General features: G+C 37.3%; 20 protein-coding genes. 7 read left to right on the top strand and 13 right to left on the bottom strand.

Annotated features, from left to right (window positions below):
* Positions 1-31 precede the first annotated feature (31 nt).
* Positions 32-1,042: a c-type cytochrome gene (locus tag IPJ83_06090; protein ID MBK7880115.1), complete on the top strand. Its 1,011-nt coding sequence runs from the start codon at positions 32-34 to the stop codon at positions 1,040-1,042.
* A gap of 34 nt (positions 1,043-1,076) precedes the next feature.
* On the opposite strand, the gene IPJ83_06085 is transcribed toward IPJ83_06090, so the two are convergent.
* Positions 1,077-1,970, bottom strand: coding sequence for an OmpA family protein (locus tag IPJ83_06085; GenBank protein ID MBK7880114.1), 894 nt, complete (start codon positions 1,968-1,970; stop codon positions 1,077-1,079).
* 92 nt (positions 1,971-2,062) lie between these two features.
* On the opposite strand from IPJ83_06085, the gene IPJ83_06080 reads away from it, so the two are divergent.
* Entirely contained in the window at positions 2,063-2,446 is a 384-nt protein-coding gene (locus IPJ83_06080; GenBank protein MBK7880113.1) for a DUF2237 domain-containing protein, read from the top strand.
* 26 nt (positions 2,447-2,472) lie between these two features.
* Here the strand turns inward: IPJ83_06080 and IPJ83_06075 are convergent, their stop codons facing one another.
* The 3 genes from IPJ83_06075 to IPJ83_06065 are packed head-to-tail and all read right to left on the bottom strand — an operon-like array spanning position 2,473 to position 5,463.
* Positions 2,473-3,162: a hypothetical protein gene (locus IPJ83_06075; protein MBK7880112.1), complete on the bottom strand. Its 690-nt coding sequence runs from the start codon at positions 3,160-3,162 to the stop codon at positions 2,473-2,475.
* A 42-nt stretch (positions 3,163-3,204) separates the two neighbouring features.
* Positions 3,205-4,326, bottom strand: coding sequence for an AI-2E family transporter (locus IPJ83_06070; protein ID MBK7880111.1), 1,122 nt, complete (start codon positions 4,324-4,326; stop codon positions 3,205-3,207).
* 60 nt (positions 4,327-4,386) lie between these two features.
* Complete coding sequence (locus IPJ83_06065) at positions 4,387-5,463, bottom strand: branched-chain amino acid aminotransferase (protein MBK7880110.1); 1,077 nt, start codon at positions 5,461-5,463, stop codon at positions 4,387-4,389.
* A gap of 78 nt (positions 5,464-5,541) precedes the next feature.
* Between IPJ83_06065 and IPJ83_06060 the strand changes: the two genes are divergently transcribed.
* Both IPJ83_06060 and rdgB read left to right on the top strand, forming a co-directional pair.
* On the top strand, positions 5,542-5,979 hold the full coding sequence (locus IPJ83_06060) for a hypothetical protein (GenBank protein ID MBK7880109.1): 438 nt from the start codon (positions 5,542-5,544) through the stop codon (positions 5,977-5,979).
* Positions 5,976-6,554 (top strand): RdgB/HAM1 family non-canonical purine NTP pyrophosphatase, encoded by a 579-nt coding sequence (rdgB, locus tag IPJ83_06055; protein MBK7880108.1) that lies wholly within the window; start codon positions 5,976-5,978, stop codon positions 6,552-6,554. Before IPJ83_06060 ends, rdgB begins: the two co-directional genes overlap by 4 nt.
* On the opposite strand, the gene IPJ83_06050 is transcribed toward rdgB, so the two are convergent.
* From IPJ83_06050 to IPJ83_06040, 3 genes are all read right to left on the bottom strand, one after another.
* Positions 6,548-7,411: a UbiA family prenyltransferase gene (locus IPJ83_06050; protein ID MBK7880107.1), complete on the bottom strand. Its 864-nt coding sequence runs from the start codon at positions 7,409-7,411 to the stop codon at positions 6,548-6,550. The two genes, rdgB and IPJ83_06050, sit on opposite strands and share 7 nt — an antisense overlap.
* Before the next feature lie 101 nt (positions 7,412-7,512).
* The gene (locus tag IPJ83_06045) at positions 7,513-8,064 is read right to left on the bottom strand and encodes a DUF1573 domain-containing protein (GenBank protein MBK7880106.1); all 552 of its coding nucleotides are present in this window, start codon (positions 8,062-8,064) and stop codon (positions 7,513-7,515) included.
* A 105-nt stretch (positions 8,065-8,169) separates the two neighbouring features.
* The gene (locus IPJ83_06040) at positions 8,170-9,807 is read right to left on the bottom strand and encodes a DNA polymerase/3'-5' exonuclease PolX (protein MBK7880105.1); all 1,638 of its coding nucleotides are present in this window, start codon (positions 9,805-9,807) and stop codon (positions 8,170-8,172) included.
* A gap of 149 nt (positions 9,808-9,956) precedes the next feature.
* On the opposite strand from IPJ83_06040, the gene IPJ83_06035 reads away from it, so the two are divergent.
* Positions 9,957-11,156 carry a homogentisate 1,2-dioxygenase gene (locus IPJ83_06035; protein MBK7880104.1) on the top strand — a complete coding sequence of 400 codons (1,200 nt, stop codon included), beginning with the start codon at positions 9,957-9,959 and terminating at the stop codon, positions 11,154-11,156.
* Positions 11,157-11,234: 78 nt separating this feature from the next.
* Here the strand turns inward: IPJ83_06035 and IPJ83_06030 are convergent, their stop codons facing one another.
* Positions 11,235-12,257 (bottom strand): MCE family protein, encoded by a 1,023-nt coding sequence (locus IPJ83_06030; protein MBK7880103.1) that lies wholly within the window; start codon positions 12,255-12,257, stop codon positions 11,235-11,237.
* Between the two features lie 101 nt (positions 12,258-12,358).
* Complete coding sequence (locus IPJ83_06025; protein MBK7880102.1) at positions 12,359-13,195, bottom strand: N-acetylmuramoyl-L-alanine amidase; 837 nt, start codon at positions 13,193-13,195, stop codon at positions 12,359-12,361.
* Between the two features lie 97 nt (positions 13,196-13,292).
* On the opposite strand from IPJ83_06025, the gene IPJ83_06020 reads away from it, so the two are divergent.
* Positions 13,293-15,881, top strand: a complete 2,589-nt coding sequence (locus IPJ83_06020; protein MBK7880101.1) for an LPS-assembly protein LptD — start codon at positions 13,293-13,295, stop codon at positions 15,879-15,881.
* 27 nt (positions 15,882-15,908) lie between these two features.
* Here IPJ83_06020 and IPJ83_06015 read toward each other — a convergent pair whose 3' ends face one another.
* The 4 genes from IPJ83_06015 to IPJ83_06000 all read right to left on the bottom strand — a co-directional run bounded on the left by IPJ83_06015 (position 15,909) and on the right by IPJ83_06000 (position 22,598).
* Positions 15,909-16,439: a hypothetical protein gene (locus IPJ83_06015; protein MBK7880100.1), complete on the bottom strand. Its 531-nt coding sequence runs from the start codon at positions 16,437-16,439 to the stop codon at positions 15,909-15,911.
* Between the two features lies 1 nt (position 16,440).
* Positions 16,441-16,803 (bottom strand): DUF3127 domain-containing protein, encoded by a 363-nt coding sequence (locus IPJ83_06010; GenBank protein MBK7880099.1) that lies wholly within the window; start codon positions 16,801-16,803, stop codon positions 16,441-16,443.
* A gap of 224 nt (positions 16,804-17,027) precedes the next feature.
* Positions 17,028-20,939: an HYR domain-containing protein gene (locus IPJ83_06005; GenBank protein ID MBK7880098.1), complete on the bottom strand. Its 3,912-nt coding sequence runs from the start codon at positions 20,937-20,939 to the stop codon at positions 17,028-17,030.
* A gap of 756 nt (positions 20,940-21,695) precedes the next feature.
* On the bottom strand, positions 21,696-22,598 hold the full coding sequence (locus IPJ83_06000; GenBank protein MBK7880097.1) for a hypothetical protein: 903 nt from the start codon (positions 22,596-22,598) through the stop codon (positions 21,696-21,698).
* A gap of 184 nt (positions 22,599-22,782) precedes the next feature.
* Between IPJ83_06000 and IPJ83_05995 the strand changes: the two genes are divergently transcribed.
* The gene (locus IPJ83_05995) at positions 22,783-23,787 is read left to right on the top strand and encodes a superoxide dismutase (protein MBK7880096.1); all 1,005 of its coding nucleotides are present in this window, start codon (positions 22,783-22,785) and stop codon (positions 23,785-23,787) included.
* The last annotated feature ends 36 nt before the right edge of the window (positions 23,788-23,823 follow it).

Below are 23,823 nucleotides of genomic sequence, written 5' to 3'. Positions count from 1 at the left end.
TTTATTTTAAATGAATTTTATGAGACTTTTTATGAGCTGCCTTCTTTTTATTTCATTGCTGATCTCTTGCCAAAAAAATAATGAACCTGAATGGCTAGGATTAAAGATTCCATCCAATTTTCCTGCTCCTGTTCAAAAAATTGAAGACTTAAATATCACCAAAGCTGGTTTTGAACTTGGCAGAAAATTATTCTATGACCCTTTACTATCAAAAGACAATACAATTTCTTGCGGAAGTTGTCATAATCAAGGCTCTGCATTTACACATCACGGACATGATGTTAGCCACGGAATAAATGATTTGCTTGGCAGAAGGAATGCGCTTCCGGTTCAAAATTTACTTTGGCAGAATAGTTTTTTTTGGGATGGCGGAGTAGCTCACATTGACCTGATTTCAATAAATCCAATTCAAAATCCTGTTGAAATGGATGAAACATTACCTAATGTTTTAAATAAATTGAGATTACATAAAGAATATCCAATAATGTTTGAAAGTGCTTTTGGAGACACCACTATAAACTCAACCAGATTTCTTCAGGCGATGACTCAATTTATGGCACTACTCATTTCAGCAGACAGCAAATATGATCTTGCTATGAGAGCTGAAGGACCTTCACTCAGCCTGGAAGAAAAGGAAGGAAAGGCATTGTTTGATAAACATTGCGCAAGCTGCCATAGCGGAGAGCTATTTAGTGATTTTAGTTTTAGAAACAATGGAATGATTTCTAATCATCAGGAGGATAAAGGCAGATATGAAATATCTCTTCTTCCAAATGATCTAGGAAAATTCAAAGTTCCCAGTTTAAGAAATATTGCAAAAACAGCTCCTTACATGCACGATGGCTCTCTAAATTCATTGGAAGATGTACTCAATCATTACACCACCGGAATAAGTGCATCTCCTACTCTGGATTCAAATTTAGTGGTGCATAACAAACCGGGACTCCAAATAAATTTAGACCAACAAAAAAAAATCATCCTGTTCCTCCATACTTTAACCGATGAAAAATTCTTGAGAAAACAGGAATTTTCTGAGCAATAATTCATAGTTTTTGGAAATCTGCAAGATTGCTTTCTTACTTTATTGGTTCATTTAATTTAAAAAACTGATCCAATTTAGGGAGTATAATTATCTCTGTTCTCCTATTAGCCTTCTTTCCCTCTAAAGATGCATTAATTGACTTAGGGCTATATTCAGATCTACCACCTGCCGTCATCCTGGAAGGATCTACATTATATTTCTTTTGTAAAAGACGAACCACAGAAGTAGCCCTTTTAGCACTCAAGTCCCAATTGTCTGCAATGCAATCCGTATTAATAGGAACATCATCGGTATGCCCCTCTACGAGAATGTCGAGCTCTTTATGGTCATTCACCACTTTTGCTATTTTCTCTAATACGCTGCCTGCCTGTTCATTGATTACCGCACTTCCACTCCTGAATAGCATTTTATCTGATAAAGAAATATATACAACTCCCTTCTTAACTTCAATATTCACATCATCGGAATTTACATCACTGAGTGACCTTTTCAAATTCATCACCAAAGCTAAATTGGTGGAATCCTTTTTTGACATAGATGAAGTAAGATCTTTGATGTATTTGTCTTTTTCATTCATTGCATCCAGTGATTTTTTGATACTTTCTGCACCGGCCTTACTCACCACAGACAAATCAGATAATCTATCCAAAAGATTGTTATTATTTTTCTTCAAATACTCCATTTGCTCTTCGAGCCCCTTGATTTTACCATCCTTGGCTGAATTGGCATTACTTATATCATTAATCCTTGTTTTGTATTCTAGCACAATATCTTCCTTGGACGACTGACATTCTGCAACGGATTCCTTGCATTTTTGAAGTGCAGATTTTAATTCTTCCTGCTCTGCTTGTAAGTTTTTATATTTTTTGGAACTCACACAAGAGCCGGTAAACAAAGAAATACAAACTAAATAGTAAAATAATTTCATAAGTTAATTTCAATTTAATTGATTAAACCACAACAAATAGAACGCAAAATTATTGATATATTGTAATTTAATTTAATAATATTATACAAGACATGGAGCTCGAACCTAAAAATGTATTTGGAAATCCTTTAATGACCTGCAGTATTTCACCTTTGACAGGGTTTTATCGTGATGGTTGTTGCACAACGGGTGAGGAAGATTTGGGAATGCATACTGTTTGTATCGTAGCTTCAAAGGAATTTCTTGATTTTTCTAAACAAAAAGGAAACGACCTGAGCACCCCTAGACCAGAGTTCTCCTTTAGTGGGGTAAGGCCAGGTGACCGTTGGTGTTTGTGTGCATTAAGATGGGTTGAAGCTTATGAAGCGGGTATGGCCCCTTCGGTTATTTTAGAATCCTGCAATAAAGACGTACTTAGGATTATCCCTTTTGAAATTTTATTGGAATTCAAGCATACCGAAATAGCTGCTGAATAATCCCTCGTCCTTCTCCTAAACCCAAATTAAGACTCTTGGTCCGGGTCTTTTGGATCGGCGTAAAAGTACCTCTTAATGATGTCTTCTGCCCAGGTTTTACCTCCTAGCCCAAAGGATATCGCCAATGCCAGCCCAATGGTTCCAAAGAAAATACTTACAATATTGGTAATTATGGTTTCCCCAATGCCCATTTGCGTAAGTGCAATAGCTACCGTAAAAAATGCAATACTGTAAAAAACCAACTTCCCTATTAGATCAGGGTTTTCAAAATTACTTTCTTCAAGACTACTAAATACAAGGCTACTGACAAATTCAGCAAGATAAAACCCTATAATAATCAGCACACAGGAGATGAGGACATTCGGAATGAACATCAATAACTGATTCAATAAATCCGAAACGAGCTCAAGTCCCAAATGATTAAAAAAGTTCACCAATACAATTAACATAATCGCCCAGAAACAGATCCTGGACAGTATTCCTGAAAAACCATTTTTTACACCACGCTTCTCAAGAAACCTGTGCACTCCGGATTTTTTAGCCAGATTATCTATACCCATAGCATGACTCAACCGCAGAATGACCCATTGAATAATTTTCGCAATTACCCAACCAACCAATAAGATCAGAACCGCATTGATCAGGCTCGGAATGTACATGATGAAGGATTGCATCAAATTGTAAAATGAATTTTGTATATCGTCAAGGAGGTTCATGGCTGAAAATTATTAGGAAGTAAAAGAAATTGGATGTGCAATTTAGTCAAGTTTTGATGATTCAGTTTCCAGATCTTCGGTTATTTTTCTAACCAGCTTGATCTCACTCAGAAAAACCTTCGCAATAACCCTGAAAATAGTATAAGTGGGAATTGCTAAAATCATCCCAAAGATCCCATTAACCCTTGCACCAATCATGATAACAAGAAAAATTTCAAGAGGATGGGCTTGAACTCTTTTAGAAAAAATATATGGCTGGACAATGAAATCATCCAATAGTTTAACAATACTAAAAACCAACAAAACCTTAATCAACAATGGAATGGTCTGTTGATAAAAATTCATGTCCAGACTGGAAGAAATAGTCAACAAACATCCAAATGCAGCGCCAATTAATGGACCTAAGTAAGGTATGATGTTCATGATACCATAAAAGAACGCGATCAACATGGCATTCTTTATACCTATCAATCCCAGCAAACTGGAAATTAGAACCATTAATATCGTCATTTGCAGGACTATACCACCAAAATATTTAGTCAGCAAAGCACTAATGTCCTGTATGACATCTCTTACTTTTGATTCTGTACCTGTGGGTACCAAAGCCAAAACCATCTTGGTAAAAAGTCCCCGCTCTTTAAGAAAAAAAAATGAAATAAAAATAATCGAAAAAACACCGATCAGAATATTCCCTGCCTGCCCCAATAATGTTCCAAAAAATGCACTAATATGCGCAGGATCAAAATATTCACCTACCAGCCCTTTCACCTGATCTGCCGCACTGGCTCCCGGCTCCAAGCCTAAAGAACGCAACCAGGCATTCACTTTTTCTATGGGCTCTTGCAGTGCAGAAGAGATACTGTTAAAATCAACCTTGGACAGTACAACAGCTTGCTGAATGACGATAGGAATAAAAAGATACAATACGCCGCCAACAATAAAGAATATCAAAAATATGGTAAATAAAGCACAGACAGATTTTCCAAAAGAAAAACGTAGTAATTTAAACTTGACCAATAGAAAATTCATGATAGGTTCTCCAATCATGCTGATAACCCAACTGATTAATACATAACTTACAACTTCACTAAAATATCCCAGGACAAGAATAACCAAGGAGCACAAGAGAAAGCCAATAACATACTTATAATACTTTTGCCACATAGTATGGGTAATAATAGGCCTTCCGTTTGAAAACGATATCTAAACTTTTAAATGTAATTTTTAACCAACAGCTACAACCTCCGCCACTGGATGAATCCAGTGATGTGTATCTGATAATCGACCTTTCCTTAAACCATTAATGGTAGATTTAAGGTATTTTGAAAGATCACAGTGTTCCGCATTCAGAAGGATGTCCTCACCTTTATATCCAATTTTGGAAACATTGGCAACAACAGCCGCAGTACCCGCACCAAATACCTCAAGCAACAATCCTTCTTTGTATGCAGCATAAATTTCTTCCATACTGACAGGTCTTTCCTCTACCTTAATCCCTTTTTCTTTCATTAATGTGATAAGGCTGTCTCGGGTTATACCCTTCAAAATCGTACCGCTTAGATTCGGTGTCAATACTACATCTTTTAAAACAAAAAAGATATTCATGGTACCCACTTCCTGAACATACTTGAACTCTTTCGCATCCATCCACATAACCTGATCATAGCCTTTTTCCTTGGCTAACATGGTTGGATAAAGACTTGCACCATAGTTTCCTGCTGCCTTCGCTTCTCCTACCCCACCATCACAGGCTCTGACATAATGCTCTTCTACCAACAAACTAACCGGCTTGCTGTAATATGGACCAGAAGGCAAGGTCATGATCATTAGTTTAAATGTTTCAGAAGATTTAACCCCAACAAATTCATCCGTTGCCATCATAACAGGTCTTATATACAAGGCACTCTCCTCATCTCTCGGAATCCAATCCTTATCGATGATCAACAATTGGCTTAAAGCTTCTATAAATATATCCTCAGGAAATTCAGGCATGCACATTCGTTTTGCCGACTCATTTAATCTTCTGGCATGCATCTCCGGCCTGAATAAAAGGGGAACTCCATCATCTGAAATACTTGCTTTCATGCCTTCAAAAATCGCTTGACCATAATGCCAGGCCATCGTAGCAGGATGAAATGGTATCTTATGCAAAGGACATATTTCAAAATTTTTCCACTCTTTTCCATCAAAATCAGCAACAAAAATATGATCCGCAAACACTTTGCCAAATGGAATGTTGTTGAAATCAACTTCCGCAAGTCTGCTTTCTTTGGTTTTGGAAATCTTAATTGTCTTATGCATAGATTGGTTTTTTACAAATGTAGATAAAACTTTACTTTTATACCGGCCAATTAGCCATTTAATAAAATAATTTTAACCTTGGAAAAATTTAACAACATACTTAAATACTATAACGTTCCAGAATTAGATTTGGTTTCACTTAATAATAAACCAAAATTTCAGAATATTGTTTTGATTTCCAAAAATGTACTCGACGACCAGACGCACATGGAGTTCTTATCTAAAATCCTTGCTTCTGTAAAACTTGTGCAAAATGAAAATACTTCATTGATTGAACTAAATGAGGATACCTACTTTCCACTTAAAGAATTGTCAGAAGAAAATAAATTGGACATTATTGCCTTCGGCATCAAGCCGTCTCAATTGATGTTAAATGGATTCGAAGAACTTCATAAAACTTATACCATTAACCATTTAAGAATACTTTTTGCCCTTGCCGTACCGATGTACAATGGTCAGGATGTACAAAAAAAAATGCTCTGGCTTGCGCTTAAGTCCTTAAAAAATATGTCATGAAAAAACTTGTATTCGCAAGTGCAAATCAGCATAAAAGCAGCGAAATCAAATCCATCCTGCCAAAAAATATTGAACTGATAAATCTAACGGACCTTAATATTCTGGAAGACATACCTGAGACCGGAGATACCCTGCAAGCTAATGCTAAGATTAAAGCAGAATATGTCCACCATCGCACCGGTTTGGATTGCTTTGCCGAAGATACAGGACTTGAGGTCTATTGTTTGAATAATGAACCTGGAGTTTTTTCAGCAAGATATGCCGGACCTCAAAGAAATTCTTCTGACAACATGAATCTGTTGTTGCATAAAATGCAACTGGAATCAAATCGGAAAGCCAGATTTAGAACTGTAATAGCTTTGATTTGGCGGAGTGAAATATATTATTTTGAAGGAATCATTGAAGGCTCCATTGCAAATAGCACTTCCGGTTCAAAAGGCTTCGGATACGACCCTGTTTTTATTCCTAATGGCTTTGACCAGAGTTTTGCCGAACTGGGTGAAGAAATTAAAATTTCCATCAGTCATCGCACCATTGCGGTGAATAAAATGTTGGCGTTTCTTAGAAATCAATAATAAAAATCAAGAATAGTAAAGGTTGCCAGAAATATACTGGCAATTCCATTGGTCGTAAAAAATGCAAGGTTGATTCGATCCAGCCTGTTGTTGGATATAATTGCATGCTGATAAATCAAAAGGAAAATAAATCCCGCTGCTCCTGTCATCATCCAATATTCCAACCCGTAATCCCGGTAGAGAATAAAAGAACATGACAAAATACATAAGGCACAGACGAAATGAAGTACAGAAGAAATTGCAAGGGCCTTCTTTAATCCAAATCGACTTGGAATAGAATACAATTTTTCTTTCCGGTCAAATTCAATATCCTGTAAGGCATAAAGAACATCAAATCCCGCAACCCAGGTAATCACCGCAAATCCATAAAGCAAAGGCAGTAAAGCTATGTGTGAAGTGACAGCTATGTATGCACCTATCGGAGCCAACGAAAGTCCTAATCCTAAAAACACATGGCATAACCAGGAAAATCTTTTGGTGTAACTATAACCAAAAACAATAAATAGAGCTACCGGGGAAAGATAAAAACAAAGTGGATTGATAAAAAATGCACTGAGTATAAATAAAACAACATTGATCATTATAAAAATAATGGCGGACCTCGAACTAACTGCACCACTGGGAATTTCTCTTAATGCAGTACGTTCATTTTTTTGATCTATAAATCTGTCTGCCCATCGGTTGAACGCCATGGCTGCATTTCTTGCCGTCACCATACAGACCAATATTAAAGCAAGTATTTTATATTGGACTGGTTGAAGCTCATGATTATTCACTGCAACAAAAAAACCAATCAACGCAAATGGTAAAGCAAAAACCGTATGGCTGAATTTTACTAAAGAAAAATAGGACTTCATAAACCCAACAAAAAAATGATATCTTTTGAATTTAATCTAAAAAAATAAAGCTCCTGAATAATTCAGGAGCTTTATTCTTTTATTAAACTATTTCAAATCTCTTAATTAGCAGATGTACCTGGAGTTGCTGGTTTAGCGTTTGGATCCTTCTTAACAACACCTGAAATAGTCAGGTAAGTTTGAGCAGGATTCGTGTTAGCTGTAACTGTAACTCTCTTGGTTTGCTTTGATCCATCATCAGAACCTTTTCCTTTAGAATCAAAATCAATTTTAATTTCTGCAGAAGCACCAGGTGCAATAGGCTCTCTTGGCCAATCAGGAACAGTACACCCACAGCTTCCTTTTGCATCGGATATTACCAATGGCTCGCTACCTGTGTTTTTAAATTTGAATGCATATTTTACATGCTCTCCTTCTTTAACTTCACCAAAATCATATACCATAGTCTCATATTCAACTGTGGTAGTTGGACCAGTTGGAGCAGCTGGTGTAGCTTCGCCCGCAGGATTGGCAACATCACCTGGATTTGCTACTGTTCCGGCAACAGCAGGATCTGTAGTCGCACTTTGGTTTGATGCACCATCATTCTTGCATGCAACAACGGAAAGGAGTATCGCAAAAAATGCCAAACTCAAAAAATTCTGATTTTTCATGTTCTATTAAATTTTAATTATGATCATTTTATAATTCGGATGTAAAATTATCATGACTCCATCAAATGAAATTTATCCTTTACCAAACGGTATGTTAATGTTTTTTTAATTCTGTGATTTTGCCAAAACCCACCGATCAAATTCGGCTAAATCCTTGAAATTCAAACAATTTATTTTTTTTAACCCACCTTTCCTTGCCGCTTGCACACCAAATCTTATGTCTCTTATACCCTTTAAATTGTGCGCATCCGGGTTGATCGAAATGATGGCTCCCCTATCCTGGGCATAAGGAATCCAGCGCCAGTCTAAATCCAGCCTCATGGGATTGGCATTCAACTCAATCACCACATCATTGGAGATACATGCATCTATCATCTTCTTATAATCAACAGGATATCCCGGTCTGGACAATAACAATCTTCCTGTTGGATGGCCAAGTATTCTTGTATACGGATTCTCAATGGCTCTTATTAGTCTTAGCATTGCCTTGTCTTCATTCATCTTTAGATTACTGTGTATAGAGGCAATTACCAAATCAAATCCCGCCAATAAATCAGCATCATAATCTAAGGAACCATCTGAAAGTATGTCTGATTCTATGGATTTGTAAATTTTAAATGGTGCCAACTGAATGTTCAATTGGTCAATCTCACGCCACTGCATCTCCACCCGTTCGATGGACAAACCATTCGCATAACCTGCAGATTTGGAATGATCGGAAACTACTAAATAGGAATAACCTAACTTAATGCACTCTTTCGCCATTTCCGCAATGCTGTATAATCCATCGCTGTATGTGCTGTGATTATGAATTACCCCTTTAATGTCCCCTTCCTCAATGAGTTCCTCCTCTTTAAATAAGCTGAAATCATCAAGATCTCTGCATTCAGCAGGTATATAGGATTTATTGATGCTTCTGAAATATTCTCGTTCATCAAAAATTGTAGAATGGCTGGGCTTTAACTCAAGGTAAGAATAAAATGCTGCCGATCCTCCGGTATGAGACAATAGTGCATAGGCGTCTAAAGGCTCTTTATATAGGATAAACTGTACCGGCAAAATTCCATTCCATAATCCATTTATTTCATTCTGGTCTTTTGAAATAATGGATAACTCCTCCGGACACATTTGTATTTCCTGATCGATCAACCAACTAATTTTTTGGACGATCTCATGAGCTCTTGCAAGTTCACCCACCAATATGATTTTTAACTGTGGATTCATTGCTCGCAAAATTTTTTCCATTTTATCAGCCTCACTTAAGGCATAAGATCCCAAGAATGAATTCTGATTTGACTTAAAGTATTCAAGACTTTTTATTAAGTCTTCTTGTATCTTTATACCAAAGCCCTTGTATTGTACTAATCTGTTCTCTTTACATGCATATAGCAATTCTCCCGGATTCTCAATTTCCATCTCCCTCCATATTGCCTTGAGCTTCTTGGGTCCGATTCCTTTTATGCTCATCATTTCTCTTACTCCCTCCGGAGTTTTAGCCCTCAATTGTTCAAGTGCGTCAAAACTCCCTTTTGAATTTATTTCGAGTATTTTTTCACCAATGGTTTTTCCAATTCCTTGGATTTCCATGAGTTCTGCCAATGTCTTTTCGGAAAGATCAACATCCAGCTTTCTTAAATTCAAATAAGCATTGGCATATGTCCTGATACGAAATTCGTTTTCACCATGCAACTCCATAAGTCCGGCCATTTCATTAAACAGAGAAGCTAATTCCTTATTTTCCATGATTGTCTCTTAATTGTTTCCCAAAGATAAGATACTGTATCTCAGCCAGCACCAATAACAAAAAATCAGTTCGCTACATAAAGTCAATCCTTCGTTTGGATACTAACTTGGAGGATTAATTGCTACTTTTGCATGGTAAAATAAACTTTATGCATTATCATACGCTTGGAGAAATTCCGCACAAAAGACATACCCAATTTAGAAAAAAAGATGGCGGCCTCTTCAGTGAACAACTTTTTTCAACCGAAGGGTTTTCTGACCTGTATTCAATTCTCTATCATCATAATCCCCCAACACAAATAGTCCAGGTGGATGAACCGTTCTCTTTTGCACCAAAAACTATTCACGACAAACAACTTAAACACAGATGTCTTAAGGGATTTAACATTACTCCCGAAGCTGATTATTTAAAAAGCAGAAAACCCGTTTTGGTCAATGAGGATTGTAAGATTAGTCTTGCTGCCCCGTCTCAAAGCATGAATAGTTATTTTTTTAAAAATGCCGATGCAGATGAAGTGGTTTTTATTCATCAGGGCAATGGCGTACTGAAATCAATTTATGGCCAAATTCGCTTTTCTTATGGCGATTATCTGGTAATCCCCAGAGGCACCATTTATCAATTTCATTTCGATGATGCTGATAATCGTCTATTGATAGTAGAATCTGCAGGCCCAATAACTTTTCCAACACGTTACAGGAACAGTTTTGGTCAACTTTTAGAACATTCTCCTTTTTGTGAAAGAGACATTCGCAAACCTGTCGATCTGGAAACGCATGACGAAAAAGGAAATTTTCTTTTATACATAAAAAAACAAGACAACATATATCCATACCACTATCTTGGTCACCCGTTTGATGTGGTAGGTTGGGATGGATTTGTTTACCCGTTTGCCTTGTCCATTCATGACTTTGAACCCATTACTGGGAGGGTACACCAACCCCCACCGGTACATCAGACTTTTGATGGGCGGAATTTCGTCATTTGCTCCTTTGTCCCACGCCTCTATGATTATCACCCACTTTCTATTCCTGCACCTTACAACCACAGCAATATAGACAGCGATGAAGTTCTCTATTACGTGGATGGCGATTTTATGAGCCGTAAACATGTTGAACGCGGAATGATCACTCTGCATCCGGGCGGCATACCTCATGGTCCACATCCCGGTACGGTAGAAAAAAGTATTGGTGCTAAAGAAACAAAAGAATTGGCCGTAATGGTCGATACTTTCAAACCCCTTTTAATGACTGAATTTGCAGTTGGGATTGAAGATCCTGATTACTACTTAAGCTGGCTTACCAATGAGGAAGGTAATGGTGGCATTAAATTGAATAACATAACATCCTGATCTAATTTAAGCCCACAGGAATTTAAAATTTGACCTCAGGAAATTTTTTAGAGGATTTTTAACGATGCCTTTTCGTCGTTATTTATCTACTGGATCTGCGACAGGATTTTCATAAGGTTTGTTTTTAGAACCAAAAACCGAAATATGAATATACCGGTTTGGATTTAACCTCATGTCTTGCAACAAATACTCAAGGTTTTTGCTGGTTTTTTCAAGATTCTTGTATAATGTTGGATCATTGATCAATTTTCCCAAACTGCCCTTTCCTTGTTCAATTTGTGACAGGACTTGATTCAACTGTGTTATAGATTTCTTACCCTCGGCTAATGTTTGATCCAAATGATTGATCGTTGTATTGACATCCTTAACCAATTTACCGGGATCAGATTCTTTTACCTGTTTTGTGATTACGGAAATATTCTCCAAACTCTGTGATATGGCTTTGGAATCGGATGCCAATGAGGTAGTCAATGCATCTACGTTTTTTAAAGATTTTTGGATATGATTGGAAGACGCACTCAAGACTGCTTCAAGTTGCGCTGAAATCTTGGCAAGATTATGTAATGTTGCTTTGACATCCTGTGCCGCAACATTGAATTCCGTTTTAACTCCGGTAGAGTTGAATAAGGTATCTAATGAAGCACTCAGCAACTTGGTATATTCTTCAAATTCATTCTTAGGAAACATTCCGCTCAGCAAGGATTGAACCTCTGTGTTTAAATAGGACTTATTTGGTACACAGTCGTCCAAACAATGATGATCAAATCTTAATTCTATTGCCTTGCCTCCAATGATGCCGGTAGAAATCAGAACTGCTTTACAACTTTGAGGCAATTTTATTTTGGACTTAACATCCAATGTGACCACAACAGAATCAGGATTCTCAGATTTTAATTCAACTTTTATAACCGTTCCAACTTTAATTCCTCGTGCCAACACCGGTGCCGAGGCATCCAGCATCTGGACATCCTTAAATACAGCATAATAAATTTTGGACCGATCAAAAAGATTGCTTCCTTTTAAAAATCTGTAACCAATGATCAATATTGCCAAAGTCACTGCGGTAAGTAGACCAATCTTAGTTTCGGATGAAATTTTCAAAGCTAAAGCAGTTTAAAAACTCAAAAATAATCCAATTTTGAAGCTTACACCTAATTTTCGTAAACCTTGACGAATTCCTTGCTGATATTCAATATGCAAATTTATTTTTTTGGCATGGAATTGCTTTCAGCAGTCAACAACTTTGGTTCATCAAGTTGCATGAAATAGGCCAGGATCCCATCCGCAATCATTTCAGCTAATTCATTTTGACCACTTTCAGAAACCAGGTACGCTTCTTCCTCCGGATTAGAAATAAAGCCCATTTCTATCAGAACACTTGGCATGGCAGCCTGGTGCAAGACCATAAATCCGGCCTGTCTTACCCCTCTGCTCCCTCCCGGATGCTTATACCTAAATGTAGATTCACATAGTGTTGCCAATTGGTTACTTTGCTCATGGTTAGCATCTTGGAAATTACAAAGCATGATAAAATCTGCATCATTGTCATGCCCGAAAGTCATGATTGGATCCTTATTGTAGGATAAGTTCTCCCGCTTCGCAACCTCCAGGTTCTCCTTTAACTTATGCAATCCCATGATATAGGTTTCTGTACCATGTGCATGTGGTGAGGAGTTAGCATTACAGTGTAGAGAAATAAACAATTCCGCCCGCAGATTATTGGCCACTGCTGTCCTTTCATGCAACTCAAGATATTTATCTTCTTCCCTCGTAAGCAAAACATCGGTGTTAGGCATCCAATGACTTAACAATTCTGATAGTTTCCTGGCGACAGCTAATGTTATGTCTTTTTCTTGCGCAATCCGACCTTTTGCCCCACAATCTTTTCCACCATGCCCGGCATCTAAAACAATGGTATGCCTGCCAATAATTTGTACTTTTGGGTCGTTATTTGCGATGATCCCTGATGGTATGAGCTGAATAAGCCCACATAAGAGGACATAGCTAGCCCAATGAGCTTGCTTTACGTAGTTTTCCATTTGAGTTCTTATTTCTTAAACAAAGATATACATATTAAACAATTTTATATATAATTTGAATTAAATTTTTGATTTGGGTCTAAGAATCTTCTTTTTCATGTTTTATTTACTCTCCGTTATCTCTGCCCAGGATAGCCGGGTAAAACCTCTACAGATTGATTCAAGCAGTGCGGATTCTCTCATTCTCAGAGACTTTAAATTATTTTCTGTCTCTAAAGATTCTATTGAGGAACCCGTGGATTATCAGGCCAAAGACAGCATCGTTTTTGACTATAACAACAAATGGATTCACCTATATGGTGAGGCCTCTGTAAAATACCAAACCATGACGCTCAAGGCGGATTACATCCGAATTGACATGAACTCAAGTATAGCTTATGCAGAACCGCTCACAGACAGTCTGGGACAAAAAACAGGGATACCAAAATTTGCAGACGGCAGTCAATCTTTTGATGCTCAAAAAATTCGTTATAATTTCAAATCCAGAAAAGGGATCATTACGCAAATCGTTACAAAAGAAACAGATATTTATATCCATGGAGAAACCACAAAGTTTATTTCAAAACAATCTGCTGGATCTAATGGAGACGATATAATCTACAATAAAAATGGAATTTTTACCACTTGTGACAGTCCTGAGCCTCATTTTGGTATTTACAGCAATAAACAAAAAATCATTCCGAATAAACTCATTATCATTGGTCCATCCATTGTTAAAATCAAAGGAATACCCACCCCTCCATTTATGTTGCCTTTTGGTTTTTTCCCAATCTCCAAAGACAGAAGTTCAGGTTTAATTTTTCCAAGAAATTATGATTATGATCCTCGATATGGATTTGGGTTGAGAGAAATCGGTTACTATTTTCCAATAAATGATTTCCTTGATTTAAAATTACTTACGGACATTTGGTTTAAGGGTTCATTGAGAATTTTAACATCCGGCAACTACAACAAAAAATATAAATACAATGGGAGTTTTAGCTTGGAATATTCTAATTTGAAAGAGAGAATTCCAAATGATTACAGAACAATTACAAAAATGCCCTTGCGCCTCACATGGCGTCACGCACAGGCACAAACTGCTCATCCTTACAGAAGCTTTTCGGGTGATGTAAATATTTCAACGGGATCATTTGACCGTGTTGTATTTCAGGATGCAAGAAACAGATTGAACAGCCAGCTCCGATCCAATCTTACCTACAATTACCAATTTCCTAATTCACCTTTTTCATTGATAGCCACCTTCAATCATGACCAAAACCTGAATACCGGAATCATCAACATGACCTTACCTCAATTAGACGTAAGAATGAGACCGATTACTCCCTTTAAAAATAATAAAAAAATTAGTGCAGAACCCAATTGGTATGAACGCATCAACCTCAATTATAACTCAAGTCTTTCAAATCGATTCAGCACTTTGGACACTAATCTTTTTAAACAAAGTACACTGGACACTATGCAATATGGGGTAAAACATACCGCAAACATGGATGCCTCATTCAGGATATTAAAGTACTTCAGTCTAACTCCTGGCTTAAATTATTATGAAGAGTGGTTTAATAAAAAAAGAGAATTAACGCTCCTGGATACCCTAATTATCCGCAAGGATGCGAATGGAAATACTATCGATACTATTTTCGGTTTGGAACAAAATAAAGTGCAGAGAGGTTTTTATGCATACCGTAACATCTCCGCTAATCTAAATCTCAGCACCCAAATCTATGGTCAGGTTCTTTCAAAAAAAGGTTGGTTCCGCGGAATTCGTCACGTAATTGCACCAAGCTTAAATGCGAGCTTTGCACCGGACTACAGCAAAGCACCATTTAACTATACCAAATATGTGGATACAGATACAAGAGCTGAAAAAAATATTCCAAAAAAATATTTGATTTATCAGGGAAGTCCTTTTGGAACAAGTAATCCTCCTGCCGAAAATTTTCAAATTAATTATAGTGTAAACAATAGAGTTGAATTGAAATACTATTCTAAAAAAGATTCCAGTTTTAAAAAAATACCAATCATTGAAAATTTTTCCTTTGGTGGGAACTATAATGTTTTTGCAGACTCTTTCAAACTAAGCAACATCAGCGGAGTAGGGAGAAACTCCATTTTTAAAGGACTCACCACGTTCACTTATTCAATAACTGTGGATCCTTATCAAAGAATTTTGGTTGGCAACACCGAGGTAAGAAAGAATGCCTACTTGCTAAATACGGATAAAAAATTGTTCAACGTTGTTTCTGCTTCATTTGGGATTGTTAACTCTGCTACTGTAGGTCAGATTTTCAGACTGCTCGTAAAACAAAAACCGGTTGCGGATGGTCTTCCGTCCTTGGAAAGTATGTTGGAAACTTTCAGCCTCAACCATAATATGCAATACTCATTCGTTAGACAAACGAATGGCAGAGATACCATCAAACTTGACTATAACAGTATAAGCACCTCAGGAAATATTCCCATCACCAAAAATTGGAGTGCGCGAATTGGACAAATTGGCTATGATTTCTTAAGAAAAGCACCCACATATCCTGATTTTGGATTGGTGCGTAACCTGCACTGCTGGACAATGGAATTTCAATATTACCCGCAATCCAGAGCATTTTCTTTTTTCATTGGTGTCAGACCAGGGTCTCTGGATTTCATAAAAATTCCAAACAACCAAAATATTACAGGAGGGCGCTAAGAAATTAATAACCGCCAGCGCTTTGATTTATAAGTATCTCACGATGATAAAAAAACTCAACACGATAAATGGGTTTGTAATTTTATCAGGATCATATTCAAATACCCAATCCCTCTTATCATTCCTGTATTCATTATAGATAGAAACCAGACTATTGTTTGACCCATCCTTAAGTCGCCAATCTATTCCTTCCTCGTCTATTTTTGCAAACAAGGTAAATGCCTCCTGATTATCTGTTATTCTCCAATGATCATACTGCCCAGGCCAAACAGGTACAGCGGTAAAGGTTTTACCTGACATCTGCAATGTCCATTCATCGGGTTTGTCCGCCCAGCGCAAACGAATGCTTCCGGACTCTTCCAAAATCCTGCAATCCCATCCGGCAAGCCTGTCTTGATTCATAAACCGAATCCTTAGAAATCCTATCTCTTCATCTATTGAATCCCGCAGACTCCATTCGCCTAAATCATTTTCATAGACTGACCTTCCATAGTAGACACTCTGTGCTTCAACATAGGTTAAAGCAAGTGCAAACAAAATAATTAAAAGTCTTGACATCCTAAAAAGGCAGATCGTCAAATTGCTCCGAAGCCGTAGCAAATGGATCCTGTTCAGAATCCCCGGAAACAATTTGCTCTCCCGCCTTGGATTGACTCTGGTCTTGGGCTTCTACCTTCCAGGCTTGCAAATTCGTGAAAAATTTTTCCTGCCATTCCCTTCCCCTTAAGTCAAAATGAACCGTAATTTGTTGACCAGCTTGAAACTTATCAATCACACTGCAGCGATCCTGAACCAATTGGAACTTAAGATATTGAGGGTATTGCTCTTCCGTAACAATTACAAATTCACGTGTCTGGAAATTCGCGGACTTGCTTTCCATTGGGAAAACCTTGTGCAACTTACCGCTAATGTTAAAACTCATATATAAAATTTATACAAAAGTACAAAATTAGCCAAAGGTCAAGCCACTTTGTTGGACCTCTTTAAAAATAATTAACCAACCAACATCCAAACTTCCTCTAAAACCCTTACAAATTCTTCATGGCCATCTGCTAATCAAAACAGGATTAGTAAATTAAAATAAAAAGCCCTCCATTGCATAACAACGGAGGGCTCCTGTAAATATGATATTAACCTTGAAGCCAATTATTGATTCATCATCACCAATTTAAAGCTCTTGGCAAATCCGGAAGCCTCAACCCTTAGGGTATAAATACCTGCAAGTGGCATTTGACTTCTCTTGATTTTGATGAAATTTCTTCCTTTAACAGCGTGCTCAGTTTGCTGAGAAATTAACGCACCATTAATATCAAAAATCTTATAAGTATAATTCATTTCTTCCTTCACATCCATCGGAATACTTGTAAGCTCCACAAATGGGTTTGGTATCGGAATGCCAAACACAACTTCATCTTGCTGCTGGATGACTTTATTGCCCCATCTGATATCCATTTCCTTGAATTCCGGATCATACATTTCCGCTTGCAAAACATCAGAACAAATTCTTACGGTCTGCCCAAAAGAAGTATTAAGTTCCGCACGGAATTCAACACTAAACAATGCTTGTCCTGGCTCAAGAGTCACAGCATCATCGGATGTCCAGGAAACCAACAATATTCCATCATCCGCAAATCGCTCATTGATGTGTACATCCTGAAGATTTATCTTTCCGGTTTTTATGCCTACATACTGATTTTGATTGGCATCAAACTTAAGCGTAAACTGCATTCCCTGCGCAACCTGTTTACGTTCAGTAAATACATTTAAAAGATTAGTTCCTGATCCAAATCCACTGAACAGATCTACAGGCTGTGTTGTCCTGGTAGCTATCCCGCCGATGCTGTCCCAGATTGTCTGACTAACATCACCTATCTTAAATCCGACGAAATCAACATAATTCATATTTCCAGCCATCGATTGAATCCTGTATTCCTCCGGGAAATTCTGATACCATGGATCTTCAGGATCCGGAAATTGATACATCGCATGGATAAATTTCCAGGATGTTGAATTTCTGAATTTATAATCATATCCCAATATTAATTTCCTCAATGCAGACATATCACTCGCAGTAATTACCTTATCTCCGTTTACATCTGCAGCCAACATTTTCCAAGGTGAACCTAATGCTTTAGATCCTAATATATGTTTTTGAATTTGTAAGATATCCAGTGTGCTGATCCCCTCCAGATAGTTTCTCTCCTTTTTTACTTTTACCTGATAATCATATCCGAGCAATAAATCAGGAAAAACATATTTACCATCAAACTCAGCTTCTACCGTCCCGGATAAATTTTCCACCAGAACCACTGACTCAGGTATAGGCTTTCCATACGGCGTTTGAATTAAACCTGCTATATTTCCCCTGGTAAGGTTCCCCGGACAAATTTTATTATTATCCTGTACAATAACAGTGGATACACAAAAATCCTGCAATCCGGTATATTGATCCGTAACCCACATCTCTACTCTTCTCTGGCCTACACTGTCACAAGTGTACCTTCTGAACTTGTCGGAACTGTCTCTGCTGAACGAAAATGTAATTGGATTTCCACACAACTGGTAACTATTTCTGTTCAAATCAGTAGCCCAAACATCCACCACTCCTTCCACATCTCCATCTCCATCTACATCTATGCCATTTAAGTTTATCGCAACGCCTGTCAAACAATAAGCAGTCGGAAGTTTACAATTAATGACTCGCACAATTTGAAAACAAACCTCCCGATTACCACATTGATCCTCAAAAACCCAGATAAATCGGTGCTCTCCAACAGGTAAATCCCCATCCCAACTTATGGTATTGCCCTGCTCAGAATGTGTACTGTCTATTAAACCATTATTGTATAAATCCAACTTAAAATTAGATCGGATAAGCTGATTCGGAGTGCAATCATCTACACCATAATGGCTTATTCTGACTCGCTCCTTCAAACAATCCACCCCGCTTAGACAAACCATGATAGTATCACAATCATCTCCAATTTTAGGAGGAAGCTTATTGGATACTTTTATGATCTGTTCATGTGTCCAATGAGGAAGAATAACATTACCCTGAGCATCATAACTTTGTTGACACCAATCAATGACTTTCCATTTTCTTAACAGCTTAAAACAAAGTGAAGAGTCCTGAATGTAATTGAAAACATGATCCTCATAACTAGCACCCGGACGGGAACAATCAACGGATAAAAATTTTGGAAAATTATACCCATCAGGTAAGTTCTTTGGTTCCACATCTGCACCACATACATAAAGAATGGTATCCCTTGGCCAAATAATATCCTCTTCACCAAAACTATCAATTGGGTTTACATAAATTCTTTGAGTACAGGTGTCTAACCTGTCCATGTTGTCTCGGATTACAAAATTCCTTGCTAAATACCCAAGACCACATTGATTCAAAAATGTGTCCACATATTCATGCATGTGAACAATACAATTATCGTAATAATCTGGCTTGCCAAACCTGGATAAATCCACTGTATCCAAATGTGGGTTACAGGCAATACTATAGTCATGAGGACATTTTATTACTGGGGGTGTTTTATCTTGTACTTCCACCTCAACCATACAATCATTAAAATTTCCACTTTGATCTTTTACTCTGAATACAACCATCACCTTTTTACCGGCATCCTCACAACAAAAAACAACCTCCTGTCTGAATTGATAATCTTTTATACCACATGGCTCGCCCAGATCCATTCGCCTAACCAGAAAACTGTCCAGATGACAATCATCATGACTACCCTCATCAAAAACTTCGGCCTGTACATGAATTTCATCATCCCTCGTTAGGGTTACCACAACACCCTGGTCGCAAACTGCTGTTGGTGGGTTTTTATCTTCTACAGTAATCTTTACACTACACGAATCAAGATTATAACATGCATCATAAGCTCTGTAGGTAACATGATGCTCGCCAATAGGTAATTTAATATAACCACCATTTTGATTAAGCAATATTCCTCCACCATAAAACACATCCACATGTATACTGTCTTGGCAAGAATCAAATACAACTGCAGGTGGAAGATAAAATGTGGATGTACATTCGTATGACCCATTGGTAGTTACTGTAAAATCATAAGGACAATGCACATGCGGTGGCTTGGTATCCACAATTTCAATAGTCTGAGGAAATGATCTTATCATAGCAGTTCCACACCACCATTCTACCACACGCCACATTCTGATAATCTTTTTCTTACAGGAATTGTCCACCACAACCAGATCCTCATAACTTGTTCCTAAATTACAAAACAAATTAAAATCTGGCCACAATGGATATCCATCAACAGTCGGTACACCAGTTAAATCCGGATGTGGATTTCCTTTGGCATCTACCGGATAGGTATCGCTGCATTCTATATGGCAGTTATTTGAATGTACAAAATGCTTAGGGTAAACTACAGAATCAATCGGAATCCTCTTCAACCACTGGGTATCTGTACATACTCTTGATTTATTTCCATACTTATCTGTAGCCACCCATGATCTCACTACTCTTTTTACAAAAAGTGGATCACAGGTATATGGAAGTAGCTCTTCATTTACCAACTCAATCGTGGGATTCACATCACAGTAATCGAAAAAATATGGCGGTAGCCTAAAACTGGTATCGTTACAATACAAAGTATCGTTATGACATAAAATCACTGGAGCAAATTTATCCTCGATAAATAGTTTTCCCCAACAAGAATTTTTTGATGCGGAATCATAAACCATGACCGTAACATGCATCCCTACTTCATTCTCCGTTACATAGGGACTATAAGGCAACAACTTCATGTTGTAATCCATTACATCCACACGGTATCTGGCATCAGGACACCTTATGCCATCAGTTAAAAGCATGGTAGGTAAAATTTTAGCCTCGCAGTTGGGACCTAAAGATAGATTTCCCTTACCCCGACAAGCCAATACACACTGTGCATCCACTTGATGAAATATGCCAAAGGCTGCCATAAAAATGGCGAATACTAAGGATTGGAAAGAAGGCCCCGAAGGGCATAGTTTTCTTACTCCGAGGCAATAATTAATTGTCGGTAACATATGCAACAAGGTTAAAAAGGTTAGGATTCTCGGACTGTTACATCCTAAAATCTAAAATCATATTACAGGGAAACCAAAAAGAAAAGGCTTCAAACTTTTCTATTGGACAAATTCTTTGAGTATGAAACTATTAACAGGTGTATCCATTCAGCAATCGCTGAATTCTCATGGTTGGGTTGTAAACACCTCACGGCAATTCACAGCACAAATATAGAACAGGCATTGTCAAAAATCCTAATTATATATAAATTATTTTTTAATATTTATTTTTTATATGTTTAATTAATTGATTATCTATATTTTAAGTAATTTTTATTTTTTTATTTAATAAGTTAAAATATATATGATAGTTTGAATTATCTGGATAAATACAATCCGTACCAGGTATTTTTGAAATTAGAAAGTTATGACCGTAATGTGTACACTACACTTGTTTTAGATTATTCTGTGCAATAGGATTGTGTTTTGAAAGACATAAGACCATTAAAGAAAATCAATCCCTGAAAGTTCGAACTTTGATTCCCATCAATTCCATCCATACAATATATTCTTTGATTATGCCCGCTTAACAGCATCAACAAGCTTGGTGCACCAGTAGTAAATTAAGTATGTAAAGGTATCTTGACTTGGAATAAAAGTTCAAGTGCATAAAATGGGTTTAGCCAACCTTATAATTTGATAAACCAATAAAAAAAGGAAGACGCCTTTAGCATCTTCCTTCATAATTAAACTATTTAAAATTTAAACCTTATTGGTTTACCTTTTTCTACTCACTTTAGTTTTAGTGTGTGTTGTTTTTACCTTATTACCCTTTGGCCCCTGATGGACAGTCGTGGTTTTTGTTCTGGAAGCTTTAACTTTATTTCCGCCAGGACCAGTTCCAATCACCGTTGTTTTTTTAGTTGTACGATAATGTTTGACATTACCGGAATTTTTCGTCCTCACTGTTACAGAATGAACTCTTACTGGACTGTAAACTCTATGTGCCCTGACTACCCTATGTGTTGTAACTACCCTGTACCCTGGTCTGTACACTCTCACATGAGGTCTCCATACCGCCCAACCAAGTGGTCTCCATGGCCTCCACCAACCAGGATAAGTTGCCCATCTCCATGGTGACACCCATGGTCTATATACTGGTGCATACATAAATCTTATACAAGGCCAACCCCAAACATTCACTACTACATAATTGACCGACAACGCTGCATCCGGACCTCCTTTTCCTCCACTTGCTTCTTCTTCGTATGGCTCCACCATGAAAGATTCTCCAAATATCTCATCGTCTCCAATAATTTGAAGAACCGCAGATTCTGATCCATCCTTTTCTATTTCTATGACTGCTATATCTTGAGATTCTTTATCGTTTACAACCGCTTGCAAAATCAGCGCATGTACATCATCCTCTGTTTGATCCACTACACGGATATAATCAATTTCACCATCCCCGTTCAAATCCAAATTATTTACTTGGTTGGACTCGGTGTTTAACAATTTCTCAAATTCTTCAGGACTGGAAGATTTCTTAAACAAGTCCAAGGCTCCCTGCAAGCTAAAGTGATCACCGGGTAATCCTGTTTCTTTCTGATCGATCTCTGTATCCTGTGAACGAACCGCAAAGGATATCAGTGCAAATGCTAAAATTAAGTAAGTTTTCATTTTATCAATTTTTTTAGTAATTATTCCTTTGACTTTAACTTCTATTATTCGTTTAATTTAAGCACTTAAATACTTTGATCTTTACAAGATTATCTTCATCAAGCCGTATATTTGTGTAATCTTATTTAGTTTTAGTTTTTTTTTAGCCTTTTTAATTAGCGCACACCATAAGTATCATAAATATATGAAAACTTTTTTCTTATCATTCCTGATGATTTTTTGTCAGACCCTGACTTTTTCTCAATCTCCTTATAAGTTACCAGAGCTGGGGTTTACGTACAATGCTTTGGAACCTTATATTGACGCAATGACCATGGAGATTCACCTGACAAAGCATCATGCAGCCTACGTGAATAATTTAAATGCTGCTTTAAAAGGAACAAATGCAGAAAATTTACCTCTCCTCGATGTAATGAAAAATATTTCTGCATATTCTCCGGCTGTTCGCAACAATGCTGGTGGCCATTTTAACCACAGCCTTTTTTGGACAATTCTTACCCCGGAAAAGAATACCCAACCTTCTAAGGACCTCATGGAGGCTATTATCGATCAGTTTACCAGTATGGACAGCCTAAAAACTCTGTTGAACAAAGCTGCTGCTACCAGATTCGGTTCGGGATGGGCTTGGCTTTACATCAATTCGAATAAAAAATTAGCCATCTCTTCAACACCAAATCAAGACAATCCCTACATGGACGTTGTTGAACAAAAAGGTATTCCTATTCTCGGAATTGATGTTTGGGAGCACGCTTATTATCTCAAATACCAAAATAAAAGAGGGGATTATTTGGCAGCAATCTGGAATGTAATCAATTGGCAAGAAGTCAGCAAAAGATATCATGAAGTCATTCCGGTAAAAAAAGGCAAATTCGATGAATGGCCTGAAATCAAAGATTTCCACAAAACTTTATCTGAAACTTTTCACCCTAGTGAAGAAGGTGATTTAAAACCTATTCGAACCAGAAGCGGAGAAATGGTTAAAAAAGCCATCACTTTATCCAAATCAAAAATACCAAACGAATTCAACAATAAAGCAATTACTGACGCAATCAAAAAACTTGAATCAGGATCCAAAGCACTGGACAAAATTGTCCGTAAAAAAGGAAGCGACAAGGCAATTACCAAATCTCTTCACCAACTTCATGATATCTTTCATTTAATTGTTGACAAATGTGTGGTCAAAGAATAATTGCCATTTGCTGAAACTCAATACTGAATATACCAG

Origin of the sequence: Candidatus Vicinibacter proximus (genome assembly GCA_016713905.1) — a bacterium.
Classification (GTDB): Bacteria; Bacteroidota; Bacteroidia; order Chitinophagales; family Saprospiraceae; genus Vicinibacter; species Vicinibacter proximus.
Note: the sequence above shows the minus strand (reverse complement) of the source record. Positions and strands in the feature narration are given on the sequence as shown.